The sequence below is a fragment of the Acinetobacter sp. ACZLY 512 genome (assembly GCF_023614015.1).
Taxonomy (GTDB): Bacteria; Pseudomonadota; Gammaproteobacteria; order Pseudomonadales; family Moraxellaceae; genus Acinetobacter; species Acinetobacter soli.
In genome coordinates this window covers 1-23,227 of record NZ_JAKIVI010000019.1, presented here as the reverse complement: position 1 = coordinate 23,227, position 23,227 = coordinate 1, and the positions used below count along the sequence as shown (strand labels likewise).

The 23,227-nt window shown below is 42.8% G+C and carries 20 protein-coding genes; 12 read left to right on the top strand and 8 right to left on the bottom strand.

The window, feature by feature from the left end:
- Window positions 1–120: 120 nt before the first annotated feature.
- The gene (locus L2096_RS15415) at window positions 121–1,353 is read right to left on the bottom strand and encodes an MFS transporter (protein WP_250365796.1); all 1,233 of its coding nucleotides are present in this window, start codon (window positions 1,351–1,353) and stop codon (window positions 121–123) included.
- Between the two features lie 338 nt (window positions 1,354–1,691).
- Between L2096_RS15415 and L2096_RS15410 the strand changes: the two genes are divergently transcribed.
- On the top strand, window positions 1,692–2,909 hold the full coding sequence (locus tag L2096_RS15410; RefSeq protein ID WP_250365784.1) for a CaiB/BaiF CoA transferase family protein: 1,218 nt from the start codon (window positions 1,692–1,694) through the stop codon (window positions 2,907–2,909).
- A gap of 121 nt (window positions 2,910–3,030) precedes the next feature.
- Window positions 3,031–3,876 (top strand): IclR family transcriptional regulator, encoded by an 846-nt coding sequence (locus L2096_RS15405; protein ID WP_004937849.1) that lies wholly within the window; start codon window positions 3,031–3,033, stop codon window positions 3,874–3,876.
- A 32-nt stretch (window positions 3,877–3,908) separates the two neighbouring features.
- Here L2096_RS15405 and L2096_RS15400 read toward each other — a convergent pair whose 3' ends face one another.
- Complete coding sequence (locus L2096_RS15400; RefSeq protein ID WP_250365783.1) at window positions 3,909–5,093, bottom strand: MFS transporter; 1,185 nt, start codon at window positions 5,091–5,093, stop codon at window positions 3,909–3,911.
- 157 nt (window positions 5,094–5,250) lie between these two features.
- Between L2096_RS15400 and L2096_RS15395 the strand changes: the two genes are divergently transcribed.
- Window positions 5,251–6,474, top strand: coding sequence for a CaiB/BaiF CoA transferase family protein (locus L2096_RS15395; protein WP_151753110.1), 1,224 nt, complete (start codon window positions 5,251–5,253; stop codon window positions 6,472–6,474).
- Between the two features lie 47 nt (window positions 6,475–6,521).
- Here L2096_RS15395 and L2096_RS15390 read toward each other — a convergent pair whose 3' ends face one another.
- The 4 genes from L2096_RS15390 to L2096_RS15375 form a co-directional block, all read right to left on the bottom strand.
- Window positions 6,522–7,367, bottom strand: a complete 846-nt coding sequence (locus L2096_RS15390; RefSeq protein ID WP_076032411.1) for an IclR family transcriptional regulator — start codon at window positions 7,365–7,367, stop codon at window positions 6,522–6,524.
- A gap of 121 nt (window positions 7,368–7,488) precedes the next feature.
- Complete coding sequence (locus tag L2096_RS15385) at window positions 7,489–8,697, bottom strand: 3-oxoadipyl-CoA thiolase (protein WP_250365782.1); 1,209 nt, start codon at window positions 8,695–8,697, stop codon at window positions 7,489–7,491.
- 15 nt (window positions 8,698–8,712) lie between these two features.
- Window positions 8,713–10,233 (bottom strand): 3-hydroxyacyl-CoA dehydrogenase, encoded by a 1,521-nt coding sequence (locus tag L2096_RS15380; RefSeq protein WP_250365781.1) that lies wholly within the window; start codon window positions 10,231–10,233, stop codon window positions 8,713–8,715.
- Window positions 10,234–10,288: 55 nt separating this feature from the next.
- Window positions 10,289–11,077 (bottom strand): enoyl-CoA hydratase, encoded by a 789-nt coding sequence (locus L2096_RS15375; RefSeq protein ID WP_250365780.1) that lies wholly within the window; start codon window positions 11,075–11,077, stop codon window positions 10,289–10,291.
- 266 nt (window positions 11,078–11,343) lie between these two features.
- Here L2096_RS15375 and L2096_RS15370 point away from each other — a divergent pair, with 266 nt between their 5' ends.
- The 7 genes from L2096_RS15370 (at window position 11,344) to L2096_RS15340 (ending at window position 19,166) form a co-directional block, all read left to right on the top strand.
- On the top strand, window positions 11,344–12,498 hold the full coding sequence (locus L2096_RS15370; protein WP_004937831.1) for an acyl-CoA dehydrogenase family protein: 1,155 nt from the start codon (window positions 11,344–11,346) through the stop codon (window positions 12,496–12,498).
- Between the two features lie 56 nt (window positions 12,499–12,554).
- Entirely contained in the window at window positions 12,555–13,832 is a 1,278-nt protein-coding gene (locus L2096_RS15365) for an MFS transporter (RefSeq protein ID WP_250365779.1), read from the top strand.
- Window positions 13,833–13,921: 89 nt separating this feature from the next.
- Window positions 13,922–15,193, top strand: coding sequence for an MFS transporter (locus L2096_RS15360; protein WP_004937826.1), 1,272 nt, complete (start codon window positions 13,922–13,924; stop codon window positions 15,191–15,193).
- 41 nt (window positions 15,194–15,234) lie between these two features.
- On the top strand, window positions 15,235–15,903 hold the full coding sequence (locus L2096_RS15355) for a 3-oxoacid CoA-transferase subunit A (protein ID WP_004937825.1): 669 nt from the start codon (window positions 15,235–15,237) through the stop codon (window positions 15,901–15,903).
- Window positions 15,903–16,559, top strand: a complete 657-nt coding sequence (locus L2096_RS15350) for a 3-oxoacid CoA-transferase subunit B (protein ID WP_250365778.1) — start codon at window positions 15,903–15,905, stop codon at window positions 16,557–16,559. The genes L2096_RS15355 and L2096_RS15350 overlap by 1 nt, the downstream gene beginning before the upstream one ends.
- A gap of 67 nt (window positions 16,560–16,626) precedes the next feature.
- Window positions 16,627–17,934 carry an outer membrane trimeric porin-like protein DcaP gene (gene dcaP, locus L2096_RS15345; protein ID WP_151795612.1) on the top strand — a complete coding sequence of 436 codons (1,308 nt, stop codon included), beginning with the start codon at window positions 16,627–16,629 and terminating at the stop codon, window positions 17,932–17,934.
- A 20-nt stretch (window positions 17,935–17,954) separates the two neighbouring features.
- Window positions 17,955–19,166 carry an MFS transporter gene (locus L2096_RS15340; RefSeq protein ID WP_250365777.1) on the top strand — a complete coding sequence of 404 codons (1,212 nt, stop codon included), beginning with the start codon at window positions 17,955–17,957 and terminating at the stop codon, window positions 19,164–19,166.
- A 23-nt stretch (window positions 19,167–19,189) separates the two neighbouring features.
- On the opposite strand, the gene L2096_RS15335 is transcribed toward L2096_RS15340, so the two are convergent.
- Entirely contained in the window at window positions 19,190–19,612 is a 423-nt protein-coding gene (locus L2096_RS15335; protein WP_151815772.1) for a PaaI family thioesterase, read from the bottom strand.
- Between the two features lie 341 nt (window positions 19,613–19,953).
- Between L2096_RS15335 and L2096_RS15330 the strand changes: the two genes are divergently transcribed.
- Window positions 19,954–21,756: an acyl-CoA dehydrogenase C-terminal domain-containing protein gene (locus L2096_RS15330; RefSeq protein WP_250365776.1), complete on the top strand. Its 1,803-nt coding sequence runs from the start codon at window positions 19,954–19,956 to the stop codon at window positions 21,754–21,756.
- 152 nt (window positions 21,757–21,908) lie between these two features.
- On the opposite strand, the gene pcaU is transcribed toward L2096_RS15330, so the two are convergent.
- Complete coding sequence (pcaU, locus tag L2096_RS15325) at window positions 21,909–22,733, bottom strand: IclR family transcriptional regulator PcaU (RefSeq protein ID WP_004937819.1); 825 nt, start codon at window positions 22,731–22,733, stop codon at window positions 21,909–21,911.
- Between the two features lie 290 nt (window positions 22,734–23,023).
- Here pcaU and L2096_RS15320 point away from each other — a divergent pair.
- Window positions 23,024–23,227 (top strand): CoA-transferase (locus L2096_RS15320; RefSeq protein WP_284444944.1); only part of this gene is annotated, 204 nt, incomplete at its 3' end.

Below are 23,227 nucleotides of genomic sequence, written 5' to 3'. Positions count from 1 at the left end.
TAGCCCTCGAGAGGACTACTGTTACCTAAAAAATAATATTGAAGCGCTTAATAACACGCTTATTATACGGGCCACCTAAAGCTGGCCTGTATCTGATGTGCCCAAGGGCAATATTAGACATTATGATTGCTGCGGATCGTATTGTTTTTCCTTAATCAATAATGCTGGAATTACACCGCAAATCAAATAGGCAGCGCCCATGACTAAAAAGCCTAAGCCGATGGAGCCGCCCGAGGCTAAAAAGCCAATCGTCGCAGGTGCAATTGCCGCACCCAAACGACCCACATTGTATGCGCCACCTGTAGCGCTACCGCGAATATGGGTAGGGAAGCTTTCCGTCATATAGGTGGCATTCACGCCGTAAGGAATACCATATAAGAAGCCAAACGCAATCAAAAGGAAAAGAATATTATCTGGGGAGTTGTAAAACACAATGAGTGGAAGAAAGATTGCAGTTCCAATGGCACCAAAGGCATAGGTAAAACGCCGTCCAAGTTTATCTGCCATAAAACCTGCAAGAATTTTACCTAAGATCATTGCACTGTATGTTCCGACCATGTAGGCAGTCATTTCCTTAAACTTCATGCCTAACTCACTTTCAAGGTAAGAAGGCATCCAGTTATTTACACCATAATAGCCAAATTGCAAGAAACCCGCAGTTAAGGCCCACAAAATAAACATCTTACGGTTTCGTGGTTCTGCAAAAATGCGTTTTAACGCACTCTCTTGCGTGTTGATATTTTGCCCATTTAGATCGTTGCGAGAATGATACCAAGCTTGTGGTTCGGGAACTAAAAAATGCATCAATACTGCAAGGAGTACCGGCACGATCGCAACGTAAAATAGCATTCTCCAGCCATGATCCGGGATAATCCAGCCTGCAAGTAGAGTTGCCACAATATATCCAACCGTCCAGCCCGCTTGAAGTGTACCCAGAACAGTTGTACGGTAGCGAGTTGGCACATACTCGGCCATGAGAGTATTACAGGCAATATAAAGTGAGCCTAAACCCAATGATGCAAAAAATCTTAAGATACTAAATTGTATAAAATTTTGTGTGAGTCCTAGTCCACAAGTCAGCACTGAAAACAGCAAAATCGAAATCACAACAATCCGAACTCGCCCGAATTGATCACAGGCCCAACCGCCAAAAATTCCACCAATTGCCATTCCCGCAAGGGTAAAGCTACCGAGCATACCTGCTTGAACAGAACTTAATTGGAATTCAGCCTTGATGCTATTAAGGCTGTATGACAGCAACATCAGATCGGCGCCATCGACTAAAAGGGCAAGAAAAGCAAAAAAGAATGCGATTTTCCATGTATGAGGGCTGAGATTGACCTTATTTTTCATATTTTTCACTGCTCTGTTCCTTAAGCACAACAACCGATATATCTTGTTAGCACTGATGATAGTGCGAGATGAAATCGATGAATTTTCCGGATAGTAAAACAAGAAAATTATATTTTCAATTAAAATAAAATTGAATATCGCTATGCGGTATAATATTTTCTTATATAAGATGATGTTTTTGCTTACAAATCTTTTGTGTTGGAAAGTTTAATCTTTTATTCAGTTTTTAAATCAATTTGATGTTTTATTAAATATCTGTATTATTGATTTTTCATATCGCTATGCGAAATATTTTGCTAGTGTTTAACTTTTAATACGCCATAATAATGGAAATAAGAATGGGTGCACTTCAAGGAATCCGTGTTTTAGATTTAACTCGTGTTTTGGCTGGCCCGTGGTGTGGTCAAGTACTTGCAGATTTGGGCGCCGAGGTCATCAAGGTTGAGCGGCCAAAAAAAGGCGATGATACGCGTGCTTGGGGGCCACCTTGGATGAAAGACAACACAGGCCAAAATACCCAAGAGGCTGCTTACTATCAGTCGACCAACCGCAATAAACTTTCGGTTGCCATTGATATTTCTACACCTAAAGGGCAAGAGCTTATTCGCAAACTTGCAAAAGAATCTGATGTTTTGATTGAAAACTATAAAGCGGGTTCACTGAAAAAATATGGTTTAGATTATCAAACCTTGGCAGAAATAAATCCTAAACTGATTTACTGCTCAATCACCGGTTTTGGTCAAACTGGCCCACGTGCACAAGAGCCGGGCTATGATTTTATCATTCAGGGTATGGGCGGTCTGATGTCTGTTACAGGTGAGAGAGACGATTTACCCGGTGGCGGCCCGCAAAAACTTGGGATTGCATTTTCAGACATTACCACGGGCCTATATGCGGCCATTGCCATTCAAGCTGCGATCATAGATCGATATACGTCCGGACTTGGTCAATATATCGATATGGCTTTGCTCGATGTGCAAATCGCAACACTTGCCAATCAAGGCATGAATTATTTGGCATCGGATCAAATTCCAGTTCGCTATGGCAATGCGCATGCCAATATTGTGCCGTATCAAGTCTTTCAGGCGTCTGATCGGGATTTTATTATAGCCTGTGGTAACGATTCACAGTTTATCAACTTATGCACCGCGATTGATCGTTCAGATCTGGCACGAGATCCACGTTTTAAACGTAATGCCGACCGGATCGCACATCGAGAGCAAATTATTTCAGAGTTAGCGCATCATTTTAAAACCAAAAAGGCCGATGAGTGGGTGGAGAAAATTCATGCTGCGCATGTTCCCGTTGGACTAATTAATGATTTGAAGCAGGCTTTTGAAGAGCCACAGGTACGAGAGCGAAATATGCTGATCAAGATGGAGCATCCTCAGCGAGATGAGCTCACCATTGTGGGTTCACCTATTAAAATGTCGAGAACACCAGTTGAGTACAAACTTGCGCCACCCACTTTGGGGCAGCATACCAAAACAGTACTTGGGCGTTTTTTATCTTCAGATGAGCTTCAAAAATTATCGCAGCAAGGCGTGATTGAATAGTTAGCTTGAATTATTGAGTAAAAGAGGCTGGGCATTTGTCGCTTCTTTTGCTATTCCCAGAATAATTAGATTATAATTTTCGCAATGCGAAACATTAATTGAGTTGAGTGCACTCATTCTTATGACAGATTTAAATGACATTGAACATAATGAAAAATTATTAGCCCCGCTGCGTCATGAATTGCTTCATCCCATCGAAGATATGCAAGATGAAGATGACCGACAATTTATCACGGCTTTGGCGCGTGGTCTGGAATTATTGCGCTGTTTCTCTGCCAAACAACCGCATTTAGGTAATCAAGAATTATCACAGATGACAGGCTTGCCCAAACCTACAATTACTCGCTTGACACATACCTTGTCGCGTTTGGGGTATATTCGTCAGGTGCCCAATTCGACCAAATTTCAATTGTCTGTTGGCGTCTTGGCGTTTGGTTATTCCATGCTTTCCAATGTATCCATCCGTTCGATTGCTCAGCCCTATATGAAAGATCTGGCCGATTATGCTGGTGCTGCTGTGGCCATGTCGACCCGCGATCGACTCAACATGATTTATCTGGATGTTGTGCAAGGTAAAGGTAATGTTACCATGCGCCGTCAGGTCGGAACGTATTTACCCATTCACCTCAGTTCGATGGGGCGTGCCTGTCTTGCTGCTATGCCTGAAGATGAGCGCGACTTTCTGTTAAACGCGATTCGTAGCAAGCATAAAGAAGACTGGATTAAAATTAATCGTGATCTGGATAAAGCATTTCGTGATTACCAAGATTTTGGTTACTGTTTTTCGATAGGCGACTGGCATAAGGATGTTAATTCGGTTGCGGTGCCACTCATGCATGAGCAACATGGATTACTGGTATTTAATTGTGGTGGACCAAGTTTCATTATGAAGCGAGAAAAACTCGAAGAGGATATTGCACCGCGCTTATTGCATATGGTCAATAACATCAAGACAGAAATTAGCTGATTTTTTTACTATCACGCTGATTTCTAAGGCTGTTAAGCCTGCTTTGATAGTAAAGTACTTTTACTGTCGAGGTAGGCAATCCATAAGGTCAGACCTCCAAAACCAATGCCAATCAAACATACGCCATGCCATCCTGAATGTCGCCAAGCATAACTTCCGACTGCTGTGCCGAGTGCGCCACCAAAAAAATAAGCCGTCATATAAATTGCGTTAAAGCGTGATTTCAACACCTGATTCAATCGAAAGACAATACTTTGATTGGTGACATGAAGCGCCGATAATGAGGCATAAATCAAAAGAGTTGCCAAAATATAAAATATAAAAGAGACAGGTAAAAATAAAAAAAGGATCCAGCTCCCAATAAAGCCACCAGCAGAGATATAGGATATCCAGTGGACATTACGCTCATTTAAATGATGACCAGCCAGATTTGCAATCAAAGTTCCTAAAATGCCCACAAAGCCGAACAGTCCGATACTAAAATCAGAAAAATGATAGGGCGCAGGCGCAAGTAGTAAAGACATTGTAGTAAATACCATGCTCACACTCGCAAAAATTAAAAAACCAAGTGCGGCGCGTCGGGCCAAGCAGGGTGAATTTTTTAATAATACTGGAATAGAAACAAGCGTTTGCATATAGCTCTGTCGCTGTGTGGCGGGAAACACATCGAGCTTGCGATACAACATAAATGCAATCATGAGCAAGGCGATTCCGCTGATCACATAAATGATTTGCCAGTCCCAGAGCGTAGAGGCCAAACCAGATAATGACCGAGCTAATAAAATTCCAAGCATGAGTGCGCTAATTAAAAAACCAACCACACGGCCACTTTGTGTAATAGGCACCAGACTGGCTGCAAGTGGCAGGAGTAGCTGAGCAGAAACTGAAAATAATCCAGTTAAAATTGTGCCTACGATCATCCATCCCAAACGATCTGCGCTTCCGGTAATGAGCAGTCCACAGGCGGCAAGCACCATCAAAATGACCACCAATTGACGCTTTTCTAACAGATCTCCAAGTGGCATCAACACCAATAAACCAATGGCATAGCTGATTTGAGCACATGTGGGAATCCAAGCAACAGATGTTTCTGGAAGTGCAAGAGATAGCGCAATGGAATGAATAAGCGGTTGGCTAAAATAATTACTACCCGAACAAATTCCCGCTGCAATCGCCATGAGTATTAATGTAGGCGTATAAAATGAACAAGATCTCATAAAACCAGACGGCCATTGCTGTGCTTACAGAATTTAAGAGTAATAAATTTAAATTGTATTTACAATTAAATAAAACATTATTTTGCTATGCGGTACTTTAATTTGATATAAACATGAATCATGTGTCAGATGCATATATTACAGAATGAGGGATGCTATGGGAGCCTTAACAGGATTTAGGGTGCTGGATTTAAGCCGTATACTTGCTGGGCCTTGGTGTAGCCAGATTCTTGCAGACTTAGGTGCAGAGGTCATCAAAATTGAAAAGCCATTTCAAGGCGACGATACGCGTATCTGGGGACCACCGTTTTTAAAAACCGATCAGGGTGAAGATTCAAATGAGTCAGCCTATTATTTATCTGCAAATCGCGGTAAATATTCGGTGGCCATTGATATGGCAAGCGTTGAAGGTCAGGCTCTCATTAAAAAAATGGTACTTGAAAGTGACGTTCTACTCGAAAATTACAAAGCGGGTTCTTTAAAAAAATACGGGCTGGATTATGAAAGTTTAAAAGAAATTAACCCTAAACTGGTGTACTGCTCAATCACTGGATTTGGTCAAAAAGGCCCACGTGCTCAGGAGCCAGGTTACGACTTTATTATTCAAGGTTTGGGCGGGATGATGAGTGTGACGGGGGAGCGCGATGATTTACCGGGTGGCGGCCCTCAAAAAGCAGGTTTAGCTTTTGCAGATTTAACCACAGGGTTATACGCTGCGATTGCAATTCAGGCTGCTTTATTGTCTCGTGTGAGTACCGGTGAGGGGCAGCATATTGATATGGCTTTACTCGATACACAAGTGGCTTCACTTTCTGTATTGGCCATGAATTATTTAACTTCAGAAAAAATACCGGGCCGTTTGGGTAATGCGCACGCAAATATTGTACCGTATCAGGTATTTAAAGCCTCTCAAGGCGAATTTATTATTGCATGTGGCAATGACCAACAGTTTAAGGCCTTATGTGAAAGTATTGAGCGTCCAGAGCTGGCTGTAGATTCAAGATTCAAACAAAACAAGGGAAGAGTGACGCATCGTGACGTACTTGTAGAGATCTTGCAGCAACACTTTATGCGCAAGCCTGCACAGGTCTGGGTAGAGCGGATTCATGCTGTGCAAGTACCTGTTGGCATGATCAATAATCTTCAACAAACGCTTGAAGAAGAGCAGGTGCGTTTTCGTGAAATGGTTGTTCAAATTGAACATCCGCTTAAGAAAGACTATGTATCGATTGGCTCGCCAATCAAACTCTCAAAAACTCCGGTGCAATACACCAAAGCACCGCCGTTTTTGGGTGAAGACACTGATCTCATCTTACAGCGTTTTGTTTCGCCGCAAGAACTTGCGCAGCTCAAAGATCAGCGTGTGGTACAGCAAGGTTAATAATGCAGTGAGGTGTGAGGCAGCGCGTATCACGATTTGGTTTAAGATCACAGGCTCTCAGTCAGCGCATCTTGAATACTGTGCACCATATATTTCAAGCGTGGCCCGATCTCGTCGACTAATTTTTCTGCGCTGAGCAAATAAGAAGGCGAGCCGCAGTTAAATACATAAATGCCGTGCTTTAAACTGACGAGGGGTACTGCAACTGAGTTAATGCCTTGTTGCCAATCGCCCAGAGACAAACAATATCCGTGCTGGGCGTACTCATCAAATGCTTTTTTGAGCATCATTTCAATTTGTGGCCATTCTTCAGGATGTTTCTTCTGAATCGCCTCAAGTAAGCGTTTACGTTCAAATTCTGGTGTCGCAGCAAGGCAAGCTCGTCCCATAGAACTGCTATAAAGTGGTAAGGTGGAACCAATCGGGCGACGAATTTTACTATTGGTTTGAACAACATCCAGATAGAGCATATTTAGACGATCACGCGCTGCCAATGCAACGGGTGCCTGAGCATATTGGCTCATTTCTTCCATATAGCGATGTGCAGTACTACGCACAGTTAAATTCGAGAGCGCGGCATAACCCAAAGACAATACGCCAATATCCAGCATATATTTTGGAGAATCTGGCATTTGTTTTAAATAGCCTAAGCAAACTAGCGTATTGGTTATTCTGGCAATGGTAGGTTTAGGTAGTCCTGTCATTTTTGCCAGCTCGAGATTACCAAGAACTTGGTGCTGTAAAGAAAAACAACGCAGAAGTTCAAGGCCACGTGCCAAAGACGCAATAAACTGAGGATTGTTTTCTCGATGAATATGGGAAATTGGATCTAAACGAATTTCATCAAAATTGAGTGGTTTATCATTTTTTTTAAGTTCAGTACTTTGCGACATTCCATGCTCAAACAGAAGGCTAAAGACCGATAATAGAGCATTTCATTTTGTATTGTAAGTATCATCCATTCATCGCAAGATACGATGAATGGATCTGATGAATACATGTAGGGCAGATCAATTATCCAGAAACATTTTCAATGACCATCGCTAAGCCTTGTCCTACACCAATACACAAGCTCACCACCGCATACCGTTTATTATGACGCTGAAGTTCTCTAGCAACCGTAAGAGCTAAACGTGCACCGGAAGCGCCCAGTGGATGCCCAATTGCAATAGCGCCGCCGTTTGGGTTTACACGCGGGTCATCAAGCGAAATGCCTAATCCCTTTAAACATGAGAGTACTTGTGAGGCAAAGGCTTCATTAATTTCGATAATATCTAAATCATCTAGCGTAAGTCCTGCACGCTGTACTGCTTTTTTGATGGCTTCAATTGGGCCAGCACCCATAATTCGAGGTTCAATACCTGCTGCTGCCGCAGAAAGTATTTTAGCCATAGGCTTTAATCCATATTTTTGACCCGCCTGTTCAGAACCGATCAGCAGTGCCGCTGCACCATCATTAATCCCTGATGCATTACCTGCTGTCACTACACCACCTTCAAAAAGAGGCTTAAGTTTACTCAAGGCATCGACGGTAGAGCTTGGGCGAGGGTGTTCATCTTCGCAGATGAGTTTAGGTGGCAGTTTCTTACCCTGAGGCACTTCAACAGGCGTGATTTCGTCAGTAAAAAAACCATCTTGTTTGGCTTGCTGGTATTTTGCCTGTGAATCTGCTGCAAACTGATCGGCCTGTGCACGGTCTATACCATATTCCACCGCAACATTGTCGCCTGTTTCAGGCATGGAGTGCCCACCAAACTGCGCGGTAATTTTTTTATTTGGGAAGCGGGTACCAATGGTGGTGTCATAAATTTTTGCTTCGCGGCTAAACGCACTTTCTGCCTTGCCCATCACAAATGGCGCTCTAGACATGCTTTCTACTCCACCCGCAATGTATAAATCGCCTTCACCACAGGTAATTGCACGTGCCGAATCGATGACTGCCCCAAGGCCGCTCGCACAGAGACGATTGATCGTCTGACCCGGTACCGTTACGGGTAAGCCTGCGAGTAATGCAGCATGCCGCGCAATATTGCGACTGTCTTCACCCGCTTGATTGGTATCCCCTAAAATAACATCTTCAATGTCTGCACCCGGTACGCCGGTTTTTTCAATGAGTCGTTGAATGACCAATGCGGCCAAATCGTCTGGTCGAATCGAGGCCAATTCACCTGCATGGCGACCAAATGGTGTACGTAATCCGTCGTAAATATATGCATTTAACATGTCTGAAATCCTAAATTATGATGCGCTATAGGTAAGGGGTAATTGTAATGTCACTCTACGCTGCAGCCATGGACTAGGTCGATAACGTGGATCCAGGGTAAGTGCCGAGATGCGCGTGAGAATCAGTAAAATCTTATCGGCGCCCACTACTTCGCCCCACTCAATAGGGCCGTGTGGATAGCCTAAGCCCAAACGTACTGCTGCATTGATGTCATCTACGGTTGCAATACCTTGCTGAGCCATGTCACAGCCCAAGTTAATCACCATGGCCAGTACGCGCTGCGCAACAAAGCCAACACTTTCTGCAATCGTGCTTGCACCAACGCCGTCAAGGTTGAAAATAGAATGTGCAGCTTGGTAAAGTTCTGGTCGTGTTATTAGTGAAGGCATCAAGGTTCGATGGCGCTCAAGCCCATACAGTAGATCAATCGCAACGCATTGTTTGGCATCGAGTCCTAATCGCTTTGCGGCATGTGTTGTATCTTCGCCGTAGCAGGCCAATAAACATAAGCTGTCTGGCTGCGGTGTTGCGCCGTTATCCATTGTGATCTGCTGTTGTTTTAAATAATGGATCAGGGCATCTTGGTCGGCCGTATAATCTGCTGCAACCCAGACCGCTGGATATTGCTCAAGCCGAGCGACATGTGAGGGGGCGGCTTCATTGGTTTTTTTACCAGCTTCGTAACGATAAAAGCCCTGACCGGTCTTACGTCCAAGCTGTTTACCCGCTAGAAGTTGTTGGGTAAGCGGGTTTGGACGATAGCGTGGCTCTTGATAATATTGCTGATAAATAGACTCCATGACAGGATGCGATACATCTAATCCGGTCAGATCGAGTAGCTCAAATGGCCCCATTTTAAAGCCAACACCCTCTCTTAATATCCGGTCAATTTCGCTGAACGTTGTAACTGATTCATTGAGTATTTTCAGTGCTTCAGTGCCATAGCCACGGCCGGCATGGTTTACGATAAAGCCCGGTGTGTCTTTTGCCACGACTGCCCGATGTCCAAATGCATGAGACAGTTGAGTCATGGTCTCTACATGTTTTGCATCGGTTTTTAAACCTTGTATGACTTCGACCACTTTCATAAGTGGAACAGGGTTAAAAAAATGATAACCAATTACACGTTCTGGAATACGACACTGCGCCGCAATCGCAGTCACAGACAGGGATGAGGTGTTAGAAGCTAAAATCGTGCTGTCTGACACAATCTCTTCAAGCTGCTGCATTAAGGCCTGTTTGATGTCTAGCCGCTCAATAATTGCCTCAATAATCAGATCACATACTTTCAGATCAGGTAGGCTTTCGGTCACGATCAGGCAGTCGATGGCCTTTTGAGCCTGTTCAGACGTAATTTTATTTTTTTCGACCAGTTTATTGAGGGTTTCAGCCAGTTTATCTTTGGCTTGTAAGGCTGCGCCTTCTTTAGTGTCATACAAATAGGTGGTATGTCCTGATTGAGCTGCAATTTGGGCAATTCCACTGCCCATAATGCCGACCCCAATAATCCCTATATGTTGTATTTGCTGTGTCATACCGTCGTTCCTCGGGTATTTGATTATTCTCTTAAACGTTGCACAAGTTTAAAAATTATTTGCCCTGATAAACGGGTTTACGTTTTTCCATAAAGGACTGAATACCTTCAGATTTATCTTGTGTTGAAAAAAGCAGTTGAAAAGACTTCCGTTCTAATGTCAGTCCTGCATTGAGAGGTACATCTTCACTGTGTAGCGCCACTTCTTTAATCTGCTGTAGCGCGATAGGCGGCATTGCGGCAAGGTTTTCTGCCATTTTGATGGCAGTTGGAATCGTGTCTGCATCTTCGGTTACTTGAGATACCAGCCCAATGCGATAGGCTTCATCGGCAGGTACCAATACACCAGTCATGATCATGCGCATGGCGTGAAATTTACCGACCGCACGAAACAGGCGCTGCGTTCCACCTGCACCCGGCATAAGTCCCACTTTAATTTCTGGCTGGCCAAAATTGGCACTTTTTCCGGCAATGATAATGTCACTATGCATTGCAAGCTCACAGCCACCACCCAAGGCAAAGCCGTTCACTGCTGCAATAATTGGTTTTGGACACTGCGCAATGGCATTCCAGTAACGTTCGGTGTGTCTGAGCAACATCTCTGTAGAGGTGGCATTTGCCATTTCTTTTAAATCTGCACCCGCAGCAAATACCGAGTCTCCACCAGTGAGTACAATCGCATGAATATCATCATTAAAGCTTAAATCGTTAAATGCTCGAGCCAAATCTTTACGGATTTGCGTATTGAGCGCATTTTTTGCTTCTGGTCGATTAATTTTCACAACGGCTATGTTCTTAACTGAATAATCGACTTCTACGAAACATTCCTGTTTAAGATTTGTCATTTTATTATCCTTAATTTCGCACATCAAAATACTGTTCCTCATATCATGAATATTTGTGATTTTTTTTCAAGTACTTTTTCCTTAATTGCATATCATTTTTAAAAAATAAACAAAATAAAGCATCAAAAATTCAAAATTACGATAAAAAATTTCGTTTAACGAAATTTATTTTTAAAAAGTATTGTAAATTTGGTTTTAGTTCTCGTAGTATGAAATTAGTTTAAATTATTTTAGATATGTGAATTTGGTGGACAGGGAGAACACACATGATCCGCGATGATGGAATGTTGCAGCAGTTACTTTCAACCATTCGAGACTTTGTCCGCAATGAATTGATTCCCAGAGAGCACGAAGTAGATGAAAATGACCGTATTCCACAGGATATCGTGCAGCAAATGCGTGAAATGGGCCTATTCGGATTAACCATTCCAGAAGAATATGGCGGCCTTGGTATTACCATGGAAGAAGAGGTCAATGTTGCATTTGAATTGGGACATACATCGCCAGCGTTTCGTTCACTGATTGGAACAAATAATGGCATTGGCTCGAGTGGCTTAATTATTGATGGTACAGATGAACAAAAGCAGAAATACCTGCCCAAATATGCCAGCGGTGAGATTATTGGTTCGTTTTGCCTCACTGAACCAGAAGCAGGATCTGATGCAGCATCCTTAAAAACGACAGCAGTGAAAGACGGTGACTTTTATGTGATCAATGGAACCAAACGCTACATCACCAATGCACCACATGCTGCAACCTTTACCGTGATGGCGCGAACCAATCCAGAGATCAAGGGGGCAGGAGGAATTTCAGCATTTTTGGTTGAGGCCAATACACCAGGAATATCGTTAGGAAAAATCGACAAGAAAATGGGCCAGAAAGGCTCACATACCTGTGATGTTATTTTTGAAAATTGTCGTGTTCCGGCTTCAGCACTGATTGGAGGCGTAGAGGGCGTTGGCTTTAAAACCGCAATGAAGGTACTCGATAAAGGGCGTTTACACATTGGTGCGTATAGTGTCGGAATTGCCGAGCGCATGCTCGATGATGCACTGCGTTATGCGGTAGAACGTAAACAATTTGGTCAACCGATTGCCAGTTTTCAATTGATTCAAGCCATGCTGGCCGATTCAAAAGCTGAGATTTATGCAGCAAAATGCATGGTGCTTGATGCGGCCCGACGTCGTGATGATGGTCAGAATATCAGTACAGAAGCCTCATGTGCCAAGATGTTTGCTACTGAAATGTGTGGCCGTGTGGCAGATCGCTGCGTACAGATACACGGCGGCGCTGGATATATCAGCGAATATTCAATCGAACGTTTTTATCGAGATGTTCGTTTGTTCCGTTTATACGAAGGCACAACTCAGGTTCAACAGCTCATTATTGCCAAAAACATGATTAAGGATATTACACACTAAACATAAGTATATGAGGCAGAGGATGCCTCATCATTTAATTGTCTGAGGAAATAGACATGACAACGGATACAATTACACAAGATCGTCCTGTTGCAGTGATTGAAACACCCAAAAAGATTTGGATTACCGCGTTTGTTTTTGCTTTTTTAGCGCTATTGTGCGATGGCGCAGACCTTGGATTTCTGGCACTAAGCTTAACTAGCTTAAAGGCAGAGTTTCACCTCACGGGAGTACAGGCTGGTACTTTAGGCAGTTTGACTTTACTCGGATCGGCTATAGGCGGCTTGTTTGGTGGTTGGGCATGTGACCGTTTTGGACGAGTCAGAATTATTGTTTTTTTTGTTGCGTACTCGTCGATTCTCACCTGTGCGCTCGGATTTACTCAATCTTATATGCAATTTGCATGTATACGTGTGCTTGGAGCAATGGGGCTTGGTGCGCTATATATCGCGTGTAATGTGCTGATGTCTGAAATGGTGCCTACCAAACACCGCACCACCGTCTTGGCGACACTCATGACCGGCTATACTTTAGGCTCATTGCTTGCAACCTTACTCGCGGGACATATTATTCCCGATCATGGCTGGCGCTATTTGTACTGGTTATCGATTACACCTATTGTATTATCATTTTTTATGCATTTTATGGTGCCTGAGCCAGCATCATGGAAAATATCATTCGAACGACGTGCTCGTGTGCATGCCCAGCAACTAGCTGTAAAATCTACAAATCCATATCGGGAAATCTTTAAAGAGCGTCGTCATGGCGTCATGTTCTTACTTTGGGTGGTGAGTACAGGTGCCTTACAGTTTGGTTATTATGGTGTGAGTAACTGGTTACCTGCCTATTTAGAATCTGATCTTGGTATTAAATTTAAAGAGATGGCCATGTATATGGTCGGTACCTTTATGATCATGATCTTTGCCAAAATTATTGCCGGTATGATTGCCGACCGTTTGGGCAGACGCGCTGTTTTTGCCTTTGGTACGATTGGTACCGCACTGTTTATTCCGGTGATTGTTTATTTAAACACGCCTATGAATATCTTATGGCTCATGTTGATGTTTGGGTTTTTATATGGCATTCCGTATGCAATTAATGCCACATACATGACCGAAAGCTTTCCAACCTCAATGCGTGGCTCTGCCGTTGGGGGTGCCTATAACGTAGGCAAAGTGCTCTCTATTTTTTCTCCACTTACCATTGGTTATTTATCACAGCAAGGTTCTATTGGTTTAGGGCTACTCGTGATGGCTGCTGCGTATTTTATTTGTGGTGTCATTCCTTTGTTATTTATTAAAGATCGTTTGTTTAATCCACAAAAAGCAGATTAACTCTACGTAATTTTAAATGCGTAGAAAAGATTTCAAATGATTTTAGCAACAATAATGAGAACAATGGATCAATTAAAAAAGGTGTATCAATGAAAATGGAAGTTTTAGATTCGATACAAAATGACGTGGTTCAAACGCCTAAGCGCATCTGGATGACTGCATTTATTTTTTGTTTTTTTGTTTTATTGTGCGACGGTGCCGACATCGGAATTTTGGCATTTACATTGACTAGTTTAAAGGCGGAGTTTGGCTTGACCAGTGTTCAAGCAGGAGCGCTGGGAAGCTGGTCAATTTTAGGCATGGCCATTGGCGGATTGGCGGGTGGTTGGGCCAGTGATCGTTTTGGTCGCGTCCGGATTATTGTGATTGCCACTGCCGCATTTGCAATTTTATCTGCATGTACGGGTTTTGCGCAGTCTTATACTCAAATCGCAATTTTAAGAACGATTACCTGCATGGGGCTGGGGTGCCTGTATATCGCCTGTAATACCCTAATGTCGGAATTGGTGCCAACCAAATATCGCACCACAGTTCTGGCCACACTCATGACGGGATATACCTTGGGCTCGTTAGTTATTACTGGGTTATCGGGTTGGATTATTCCAGAGTTTGGCTGGCGAATGCTGTATTTCATCACCATCATTCCCATTGTACTGGCTATTTTGATGTGGATGCTGGTACCAGAACCTGCCTCTTGGCAACGTGCACGTGAGTTAAAGTTGCATGCTGCACCCACAAATCATGCTCAATCGAAAAACCCATATATCGCTCTTTTTAAAGATAAACAGCACGGCAGAATGCTGATGCTCTGGTCGTTTAGTTCTGGATTTTTACTGTTTGGTTACTTTGGAGTCAGTAACTGGCTGCCTGCTTATCTTGAGGCCGAACTCGGCATCAAGTTTAAAGAGATGGCGGTATACATGATTGGTACCTTTATTACCATGATGTTTGCAAAAGTAGTGGCCGGTTTTGTAGCGGATCGTATTGGTCGACGCATTGTGTTTGCTTTTGGCACCTTTGGAACAGCCCTGTTTATACCGGTTGTGGTCTACTTTCATACCGCTCAGAACATTGGCTGGCTGATGCTGATCTTTGGTTTTCTCTACGGGATTCCGTATGCCATCAATGCGACCTATTTAACTGAAAGTTTTCCAACCTCGATTCGTGGTACAGCAGTGGGTGGTGCCTTCAACATCGGACGTATTGGGGCTATTTTTGCACCGATCGCGATTGGATATCTTGCCATGCACAACTCCATCGGTGCCGGATTGTTACTCATGGGCGTGGCTTATTTTATGTGTGGCCTCATCCCGACATTACTGATTAAGGATCGTTTATACGATCCGCAACGTGCGGATTGAATCCGGTTTGTTTATCGAAACCATTCAAGGAATAGATGATTATGGTGAATAAAATCACGACAAATATAGAGTCGGTCTTAAAATCGATTCCAGATGGTGCAACCATTATGACCAGTGGCTTTGGTACGACAGGGCAGCCCGAAGCCTTAATTGAAGCGCTCATTGATATTGGCACCAAAGATCTGACCATTATTAACAATAACGCATCTTCTGGGCCGGGAGGGCTCACCAAGCTATTTTTGGCCGGTCGAGTGAAAAAGTTAATCAGTTCGTATCCTAAATCCATCAGCTCGACAGTATTTGCAGATTTATATCGTGCAGGGAAAATTGAACTTGAACTGGTGCCTCAAGGTAATTTGGCCTGTCGAATTCAAGCTGCTGGCGCTGGTCTGGGCGCAATTTTTACCCCAACCGGCTATGGAACCAAAATTGCCGAAGGAAAAGAGACACGTCATATCAATGGTAAAAACTATGTACTTGAATATCCATTAGAAGCGGACTATGCCCTGATTTATGCAGATAAAGCGGATCGATGGGGAAATCTAACTTACCGAAAAGCTGCCCGAAACTTTGGTCCTATTATGGCCAAAGCTGCAAAACAGACCATTGTACAAGTGAACCAAACCGTTGAGCTGGGAACACTCGATCCTGAATGTATCATTACCCCCGGGATTTTTGTTCAACATGTCGTTGCAGTAGGAGACATTTAATGCATGTTCAAAAAAGAAATCGCGAAGAAATTGCTGCGCTCATTGCACAGGATATCCCTGATGGTGCCTACGTAAACTTAGGAATTGGCCTTCCTACACATGTGGCGAAATATTTGCCAAAGGACAAAGAGATTTTCTTGCACTCGGAAAATGGTGTCTTGGCATTTGGTCCACCACCTATAGCAGGTGCAGAAGATCCCGATCTGGTCAATGCAGGAAAAGAGTTGGTGACGCTCCTTGATGGTGGATGTTTTATGCATCACGGTGATTCGTTTGACATTATGCGTGGCGGCCATCTGGATATTTGTGTGATCGGAGCGTTTCAGGTGGCAGTCAATGGAGATCTGGCCAATTGGCACACAGGGCGAGCCGATGACTTACCTGCGGTCGGCGGCGCAATGGATCTGGCAGTTGGTGCAAAAAGCATTTTTGTATATATGGAACACATCACCAAAAAAGGTGAACCCAAAATTGTGGAAACACTACATTATCCGATTACTGGGCAGCAATGTGTGGATCGAATTTACACCGATCTATGTGTGATTGAATTAAAAGCAGGTCAGGCGCATGTCATTGAAATGGTCGACGGACTAACATTTGAAGCATTGCAGGCTGTGACCGGATGTAAATTAACTGATGCAAGAGCCGCTGCATGATGATGTGATCAGTACAGCAGTGTGATCTCGCAGGTTGAAATCAAAATAAAATCTTTAAGGATAAAAGATGAAAAAACTATTACTGGCTGTGGCTTGTACCACGGCCTCAGGAGCGCTTTTTGCAAATTCGGGTACTACAGAACAACGAATTCAGACATTAGAGATGGAGTTAGCGCGCTTAAAGGCCGATTTGGCTCAGCAAAAACAACAAAATCAATCGGTTGAAAGTGTTCAGGCACAGCAAGTGAGTACACCTCAAAATACAGCCCCAAAAGATAAAGTAATTCCACCGTCTTGGGTCAATTGGACGGATCAAGTGAAGGTGTATGGAATTGCACGTCTTGATGCCGCTGTAGATTTTCAGTCTTCACCAGACAGTGGCGGACGTACTACGAGTAGTCTATATCGTACACCTTTTGAAAGTAGCACCAGAGCCAATCACGCACGTTCGGATGCCAGTATTAATGCCAGTCGAATCGGCGTGTATTTTAATAATCCCGATAAAACAATTTTAGGTAATGTCGAAGCAGACTTTTTTGACAGCTCGACCATGGGTACAGGGGATGGTAAATTCCGTATCCGACATGCATTTTTCACTTATAAAGATTGGACTTTTGGTCAAACATGGTCCTTGATGTCGAATATGGAAACTCGAACGGAATCTGTCGATTATACGCAGTTCTTAGGTACCTCATACACCCGCCTGCCACAAGTACGATATGACTGGAAAATAGATGCTCAGCAGGACTTGAAATTGGCACTGGAATACACCGGTTCACGTGTATCGGCGTTGCCGTCTTTCACCACACGTTATAGTTATAAACAAGGCCCACTCTTGGTTTTGGCACAAGGTTTTGTCAATGAAAAATCGGTCGATGTTGGTACAGAGAATATTAAAAAAATCAGTTGGGGCGCTGGTGGTGGCTTAAAATATGCCTTTACACCTATGCAATCGATTCAAGCCAATTATCAATATATCGTGGGCGATCAAAAATTTATGCCTTATACCGCGCAAAGTGGGCTGGCCAATGCATCTACGCTCAATGCTGCTGGAGACTTTTCTTTAAATCAGGATAAAACGGCATTGGTCATGAATAAGTTGCATGCCTTTAATTTAGGATATACCTATAAGTTTAGTCCGTATTGGCGCACCAACTGGTCGGCATCGTTATTTAAGTATGACGATCGTACCACCTATGCAAAACTAAATCCCGATGCCAATAAGCAGCTTGTCGATTACGTAGCAAACTTATTTTATAGTCCGAATACTCAACTCGATTTCGGTATTGAATATCATCAGGGGCAGCGAAAAGTGTTTGATGGTCGTACCGCCGATGTATCACGAATCAATGTTGTCTCTATGTACAAATTCTAGTTTGGGATGATCTAAATACAATGCAAAATGTCATGCAGTCTGCTGGTCAACCCTTGAACATGTCACGAGGTTTGGTATTTATCTTGGCCATGACATGCGGCATTTGTGCAGGCTCAAACTATTATAATCAGCCGTTGATCTATTCTATCGCGCACGCATTAGGAGTCAGTCCAGATCAAGCGGCACTAGTGATTGTGATTGGGCAGCTCTCATATGCGGTGGGGCTGTTTTTACTGGTGCCGCTGGGCGACTTTTTTGAAAAAAGACGCTATATCGTTCTGTTAATGTTATGCACCGGATTTTCACAAATCGGCATTTCATTTAGTCCAAACCTGAGTGCGTTGTATGTTTTAACATTCATGTCGACATTTTTTTCGGTATCGACACAAGTGCTGGTTCCTTTTGCTGCTGGGCTGGTCTCTACACAGCAAAGCCCCCGCATTGTGGGTACGCTCATGAGTGGCCTGTTTATGGGGATTTTATTGGCCCGATCTGTTGCAGGCTTGATCTCTACATTGTGGTCGTGGCATGCGGTCTATTTGCTCAGTGGTGGATTAATCCTGATTTTTGCAATTGTGGTTTGGTTTCGTTTACCTGAAGCACATCGAAGCGCGCAGATCAAACTTTGGCAAATCTATGTATCACTTTTTACGCTTGCCACACATGAGCCACATTTGATTCGGCGTGGTATTGTAGGTGGTATCGGTTTTGGAATTTTAGCGCTCATTTTTACCACCATGACTTTTTTACTGGCCAATGCACCTTACTATTTTAATGATTTTCAAATTGGTGTATTTGGTGTGGTAGGGCTGGCTGGTGTATTTGCGACACATTGGGCAGGTAAAAAAATTGCTAAAAAACAAGAAAATTTAACCGCATTGCTCAGTTTGATCTTACTTATAGCAGCATGGTTTCCATTATTTTTCGCCCAAAAATCATTGATTCTTTATGCTTCAGGTGTGATTTTGGCCTATTTTGGATTATCTGCATTACACGTATTGAATCAAAATCTGGTCTATCGGATCTCACTTCAGGCAAGATCAAGAATTAACTCGATTTACATGACATTGTATTTTGCAGGTGCTGCACTGGGCTCACTCATGGCGGTCTATGCTTGGAAACATTGGGGCTGGACCGCCTGTGCAAGTATAGGTTTAGGTATGGCGATACTCAGTTTTATGATTGACCGTTATGATTTTTATATCATGAATCGCTCGGCTGATTGCGACTAAACAAAGCGTTTCATCGCGCTGACTTAACGTCGAATAATCATAAAGGTTGCTGAGGCAAAGGCATAAATCTTACCTTGATCATCAACAATTTTACCCTCGGTGGTAATGATATTCCGTCCCGCATTAATCAGCTCCCCATGCGCATAATAGGCGGTATCTATTTGCATAGGACGGATCATCTTTACATTTAAATCAATGGTGCCGTAGCCCGTATTTGGGCCGAGTACCGAATGTGCTGCGCCACCCGTAGATGTATCTAAAGCAGTGGCACAAAAACCGCCGTGTACGCCACCTTGTACATTTAAGTGGCTCTTATTGGGAGTCACTCTATACACCACTTTTCCTTCAGATGCTTCAATCAATTCCATTGGCAAGGTGTGTGCCATTGGGGAGGCATCTACTTCTCCTTGTTTTAAAGCGGTTAAAAACTCAAGACCCGTTTGCATATGACATCCTTGTTAAATGGTAGAATAAAAGAGAATTAAACATACTATAAAAACAAATTATTCAAAATATAATTTTGCATAACAAAAATTAAATTTATTTTCAGTTTTTATTTAATATTTTTATTAATACGTTGATAAGTTATTAAGATATTGTAATTATTCATTTATTTTTAAAATAAAAATTCCTCTAATCTATATATTTGCATAGTTAACCTTGAATTCATGTTATTTTGCAGAAATTAATTTTGCATTATGAAATTAAATTGGTTATTTTTGACTCATAGAATGACAAGATTGGATGTGTCTATCCATCACTTACAACACTGCAAGGGATTACAGAGATGCCGGTTTATCAAGCGCCACTTCGTGATATGCAATTTGTTTTACATGAGCTTTTAGAGGTTGAAACTACATATCAGCAATTTCATGATTATAAGGATATGCTCAGCACAGAGGTGATCAATCAGTATTTAGAGGCAGCCGCAGATTTTTGTGAAAATGAAATTGCACTGCTCAATCAATCTGGTGATCAGCACGGGTGTCGATTACATGAAGGTGTTGTGACCACGCCAAAAGGCTTTAAAGCAGCGCATCAAAAATATGCCGAGCTGGGTTTTCCATCCTTGACAGCAGATCCCGAATATGGCGGGCAAGGGATGCCAACCTTGCTTCGAATCGCAATTTCTGAAATGTTGTGTGGCTCGAATTGGTCTTGGGCCATGTATCAAGGGCTTTCACATGGTGCAATGCGTACGCTTGAGCATCATGGTACACCTGAACAAAAACAAAAATTTCTGAGTAAACTGATTACAGGCGAATGGACAGGCACCATGTGCCTCACCGAGTCACATGCCGGATCAGATTTAGGCTTGATACGTACAAAAGCAGAACCCAATGCAAACGGGAGTTATGCAATTTCAGGTGAGAAAATCTTTATTTCTGCCGGAGAGCACGATTTAACCGAAAATATTGTACATATTGTGCTGGCACGTTTGCCTGATGCACCTGCTGGGACCAAAGGCATTTCGCTTTTTATTGTGCCAAAATTTAATCTTGATGAGGCGGGAAATATTACAGATCGAAATGCAGTGCTGTGTACATCAATCGAGCATAAGATGGGGATTCATGGGAACGCGACCTGCGCACTCCATTTTGATCGAGCAATAGGCTACTTAATTGGTCCGCCACATCGTGGGCTCAATTGTATGTTTACCTTTATGAATACTGCACGTATTGGAACGGCTGTACAAGGACTTGCAGCATCACAAATAGCCTTTCAAGGGGCTTTGGCTTATGCCAAAGATCGTTTGGCTATGCGTGGACTTACGGGTGCACATTATCCCGAAAAAAATGCCGATCCGATTATTGTCCATCCCGCTGTTCGTAATATGTTAATGACGCAAAAAGCTTTTGCAGAAGGCGGCCGTGCACTTGTGTATTTTTTAGCACAGCATGCAGATATTATCGAAAAATCAAATGATCCTGCCCAAATTCAACACTCCGATGAACTACTGGCCTTTTTAACTCCAATTGCCAAGGCATTTTTGACCGAAACAGGCAATGAGTCGGCCAAACATGGTATTCAAATATTTGGTGGTCATGGATTTATTGTAGAACATGGTATGGAGCAAATTGCACGCGATGCCAGAATTTCTACGCTTTATGAGGGAACCACTGAAATCCAGTCGATCGACTTACTTGCGCGTAAAGTATTAAAGTCTAAGGGTAAACTTCTGAACAATATGCTTAATTTGATCGATACATTTATTGCAGCGCATCATGCAGATCCAGCGTTGAGTCTATATATTGAAAAGCTCATTGCATTAAAAGGAGAGTGGTTGAATCTTACTCAAGAGATTACAACGGTTGCAAAGCAAAATCCTGAAGAAATTGGCGCTGCCAGTGTTGATTACTTATATTATTCTGGTTATGTAGTATTTGCTTATCTGTGGGCAAAAATGGCACAAGTTGCCTATGAGAAACAACAAAACACAGCACAGGATACTCGTTTTTATGCGGCTAAAATTAAGACTGCGAATTTCTTCTTCGATAAGCTGCTGACCAGAACACAAAGCCATGCCGCTTCAATTAAATCAGGCGCTTCCTCTGTAATGGCATTGAGTGAAGAGGACTTTGCTTTTTAAAAAACAGATGATGCTTGAAGGCATCAGATTCTATTGATATACATTTTAAGCGCGACATTTTCACTGTTATTATACTCAGCCCATGATGAGGCTGAGTATTTCTTTATAAAATGATCAGATACGATCATCGAACAAGATGTATGGAAAATGAATTATAAAATATTGCGTAACTCACGTGCTGTTTCTTGCAATAGTGGCAAGATATGCTGAATCAGATATTCTTTTGTGGTTCGCATCGTGGGCGACACAATATTGAGGGCGGCCACCACACGTGATTGCTGCCCATAAATAGGAACAGCCAGTGCATGTACACCGAGTTCATGTTCTTCACTTGAATAACACCAACCCTGTTCTTTAATTTCAGATAATAGATCTAGAAAAATCACATTATCGGTATGGGTATACTTGGTTAAACGCTGTAAAGGGTACTGATTTAGCCATTCTTGTTGTGCGAAATCATCTAGATAGGCCAACAGAATTTTTCCAGCTGAGGTGGCATGTGCAGGAAGTCGATTGCCCAAATGTAATCCGTAAGGATTTACACGATCTGTCTGTTGATGCGCTGCGCTACGTGCAATGGTAATGGCTTCATATCCATCTAATACCATCACGGAGTAGATTAAGGAAGTTTGTGTGGTCAGTAAGTTGAGCAGGGGTTGCGAAATTTTTGGAAGCTGGGCACCGCCCAAATAAGAGCCTGAAAATTTTAAAATTTTTGGTGTTAAATAAAAGTAATGACCATCTGAATCTAGATAACCAAGATACTCCAGCGTGAGTAGATGCCGACGTGCTGCTGCGCGCGTCATGCCGGTGCGTTCGGCTGCCATGGTAATATTAAGGCGATGACGATCTGTGCCAAAGCTATCAAGTATTGCCAGACCTTTGCTAATACCTGCAACAAAGTCTTCATGACGAATCGTTTTTTTATTGGCAGGATTTTGAAGAATATTTTCTTCTCTGACTGAATTTCTATCCATGACGCACTCAAAATATGTTCGTTACAATACAGGTCATATTGCATGCTTACTATACTCTGAAAATGGATCAATTAAATGATGTTTTGTTCGAACATCGAACATAATTTTTATAAATCGAACAAAACCTTGTGTGTTGCTCTAGCGCTCAACCATAAAATTATAAAAAATGATCAAACAAGGGAATCCTACTAAATGACTAAGGAATAGTGATTTGTATCTCTCATTCATCTCCTTCTTCATGTCTGTTTTCCTTCCTTTCAAATTTGCTAGATGCACATTGGAGTTATCTAATGATAGATAAAAGTGCAGCGACCCTAACGGAAGCGCTCTCCCAGATCCACGACGGTGCCACCATCCTGATTGGTGGTTTTGGAACAGCCGGTCAACCCGCCGAGCTGATTGACGGACTGATTGAACTAGGTCGCAAGAACCTGACCATCGTCAGCAACAACGCCGGCAATGGAGACTATGGACTGGCCAAGCTGCTAAAAACT

Bases quoted from the DNA above. Each gene is read 5' to 3' on its own strand.
- L2096_RS15395 (WP_151753110.1), top strand. From the start codon at position 5,251: ATGGGAGCCTTAACAGGATTTAGGGTGCTGGATTTAAGCCGTATACTT.
- dcaP (WP_151795612.1), top strand. From the start codon at position 16,627: ATGAAAAAACTATTACTGGCTGTGGCTTGTACCACGGCCTCAGGAGCG.
- L2096_RS15370 (WP_004937831.1), top strand. From the start codon at position 11,344: ATGATCCGCGATGATGGAATGTTGCAGCAGTTACTTTCAACCATTCGA.
- L2096_RS15355 (WP_004937825.1), top strand. From the start codon at position 15,235: ATGGTGAATAAAATCACGACAAATATAGAGTCGGTCTTAAAATCGATT.
- L2096_RS15390 (WP_076032411.1), bottom strand. From the start codon at position 7,367: ATGTCGCAAAGTACTGAACTTAAAAAAAATGATAAACCACTCAATTTT.
- L2096_RS15340 (WP_250365777.1), top strand. From the start codon at position 17,955: ATGCAAAATGTCATGCAGTCTGCTGGTCAACCCTTGAACATGTCACGA.
- L2096_RS15335 (WP_151815772.1), bottom strand. From the start codon at position 19,612: ATGCAAACGGGTCTTGAGTTTTTAACCGCTTTAAAACAAGGAGAAGTA.
- L2096_RS15415 (WP_250365796.1), bottom strand. From the start codon at position 1,353: ATGAAAAATAAGGTCAATCTCAGCCCTCATACATGGAAAATCGCATTC.
- L2096_RS15400 (WP_250365783.1), bottom strand. From the start codon at position 5,093: ATGAGATCTTGTTCATTTTATACGCCTACATTAATACTCATGGCGATT.
- L2096_RS15350 (WP_250365778.1), top strand. From the start codon at position 15,903: ATGCATGTTCAAAAAAGAAATCGCGAAGAAATTGCTGCGCTCATTGCA.
- L2096_RS15405 (WP_004937849.1), top strand. From the start codon at position 3,031: ATGACAGATTTAAATGACATTGAACATAATGAAAAATTATTAGCCCCG.
- L2096_RS15410 (WP_250365784.1), top strand. From the start codon at position 1,692: ATGGGTGCACTTCAAGGAATCCGTGTTTTAGATTTAACTCGTGTTTTG.
- L2096_RS15385 (WP_250365782.1), bottom strand. From the start codon at position 8,697: ATGTTAAATGCATATATTTACGACGGATTACGTACACCATTTGGTCGC.
- pcaU (WP_004937819.1), bottom strand. From the start codon at position 22,733: ATGGATAGAAATTCAGTCAGAGAAGAAAATATTCTTCAAAATCCTGCC.
- L2096_RS15360 (WP_004937826.1), top strand. From the start codon at position 13,922: ATGAAAATGGAAGTTTTAGATTCGATACAAAATGACGTGGTTCAAACG.
- L2096_RS15375 (WP_250365780.1), bottom strand. From the start codon at position 11,077: ATGACAAATCTTAAACAGGAATGTTTCGTAGAAGTCGATTATTCAGTT.
- L2096_RS15330 (WP_250365776.1), top strand. From the start codon at position 19,954: ATGCCGGTTTATCAAGCGCCACTTCGTGATATGCAATTTGTTTTACAT.
- L2096_RS15380 (WP_250365781.1), bottom strand. From the start codon at position 10,233: ATGACACAGCAAATACAACATATAGGGATTATTGGGGTCGGCATTATG.
- L2096_RS15365 (WP_250365779.1), top strand. From the start codon at position 12,555: ATGACAACGGATACAATTACACAAGATCGTCCTGTTGCAGTGATTGAA.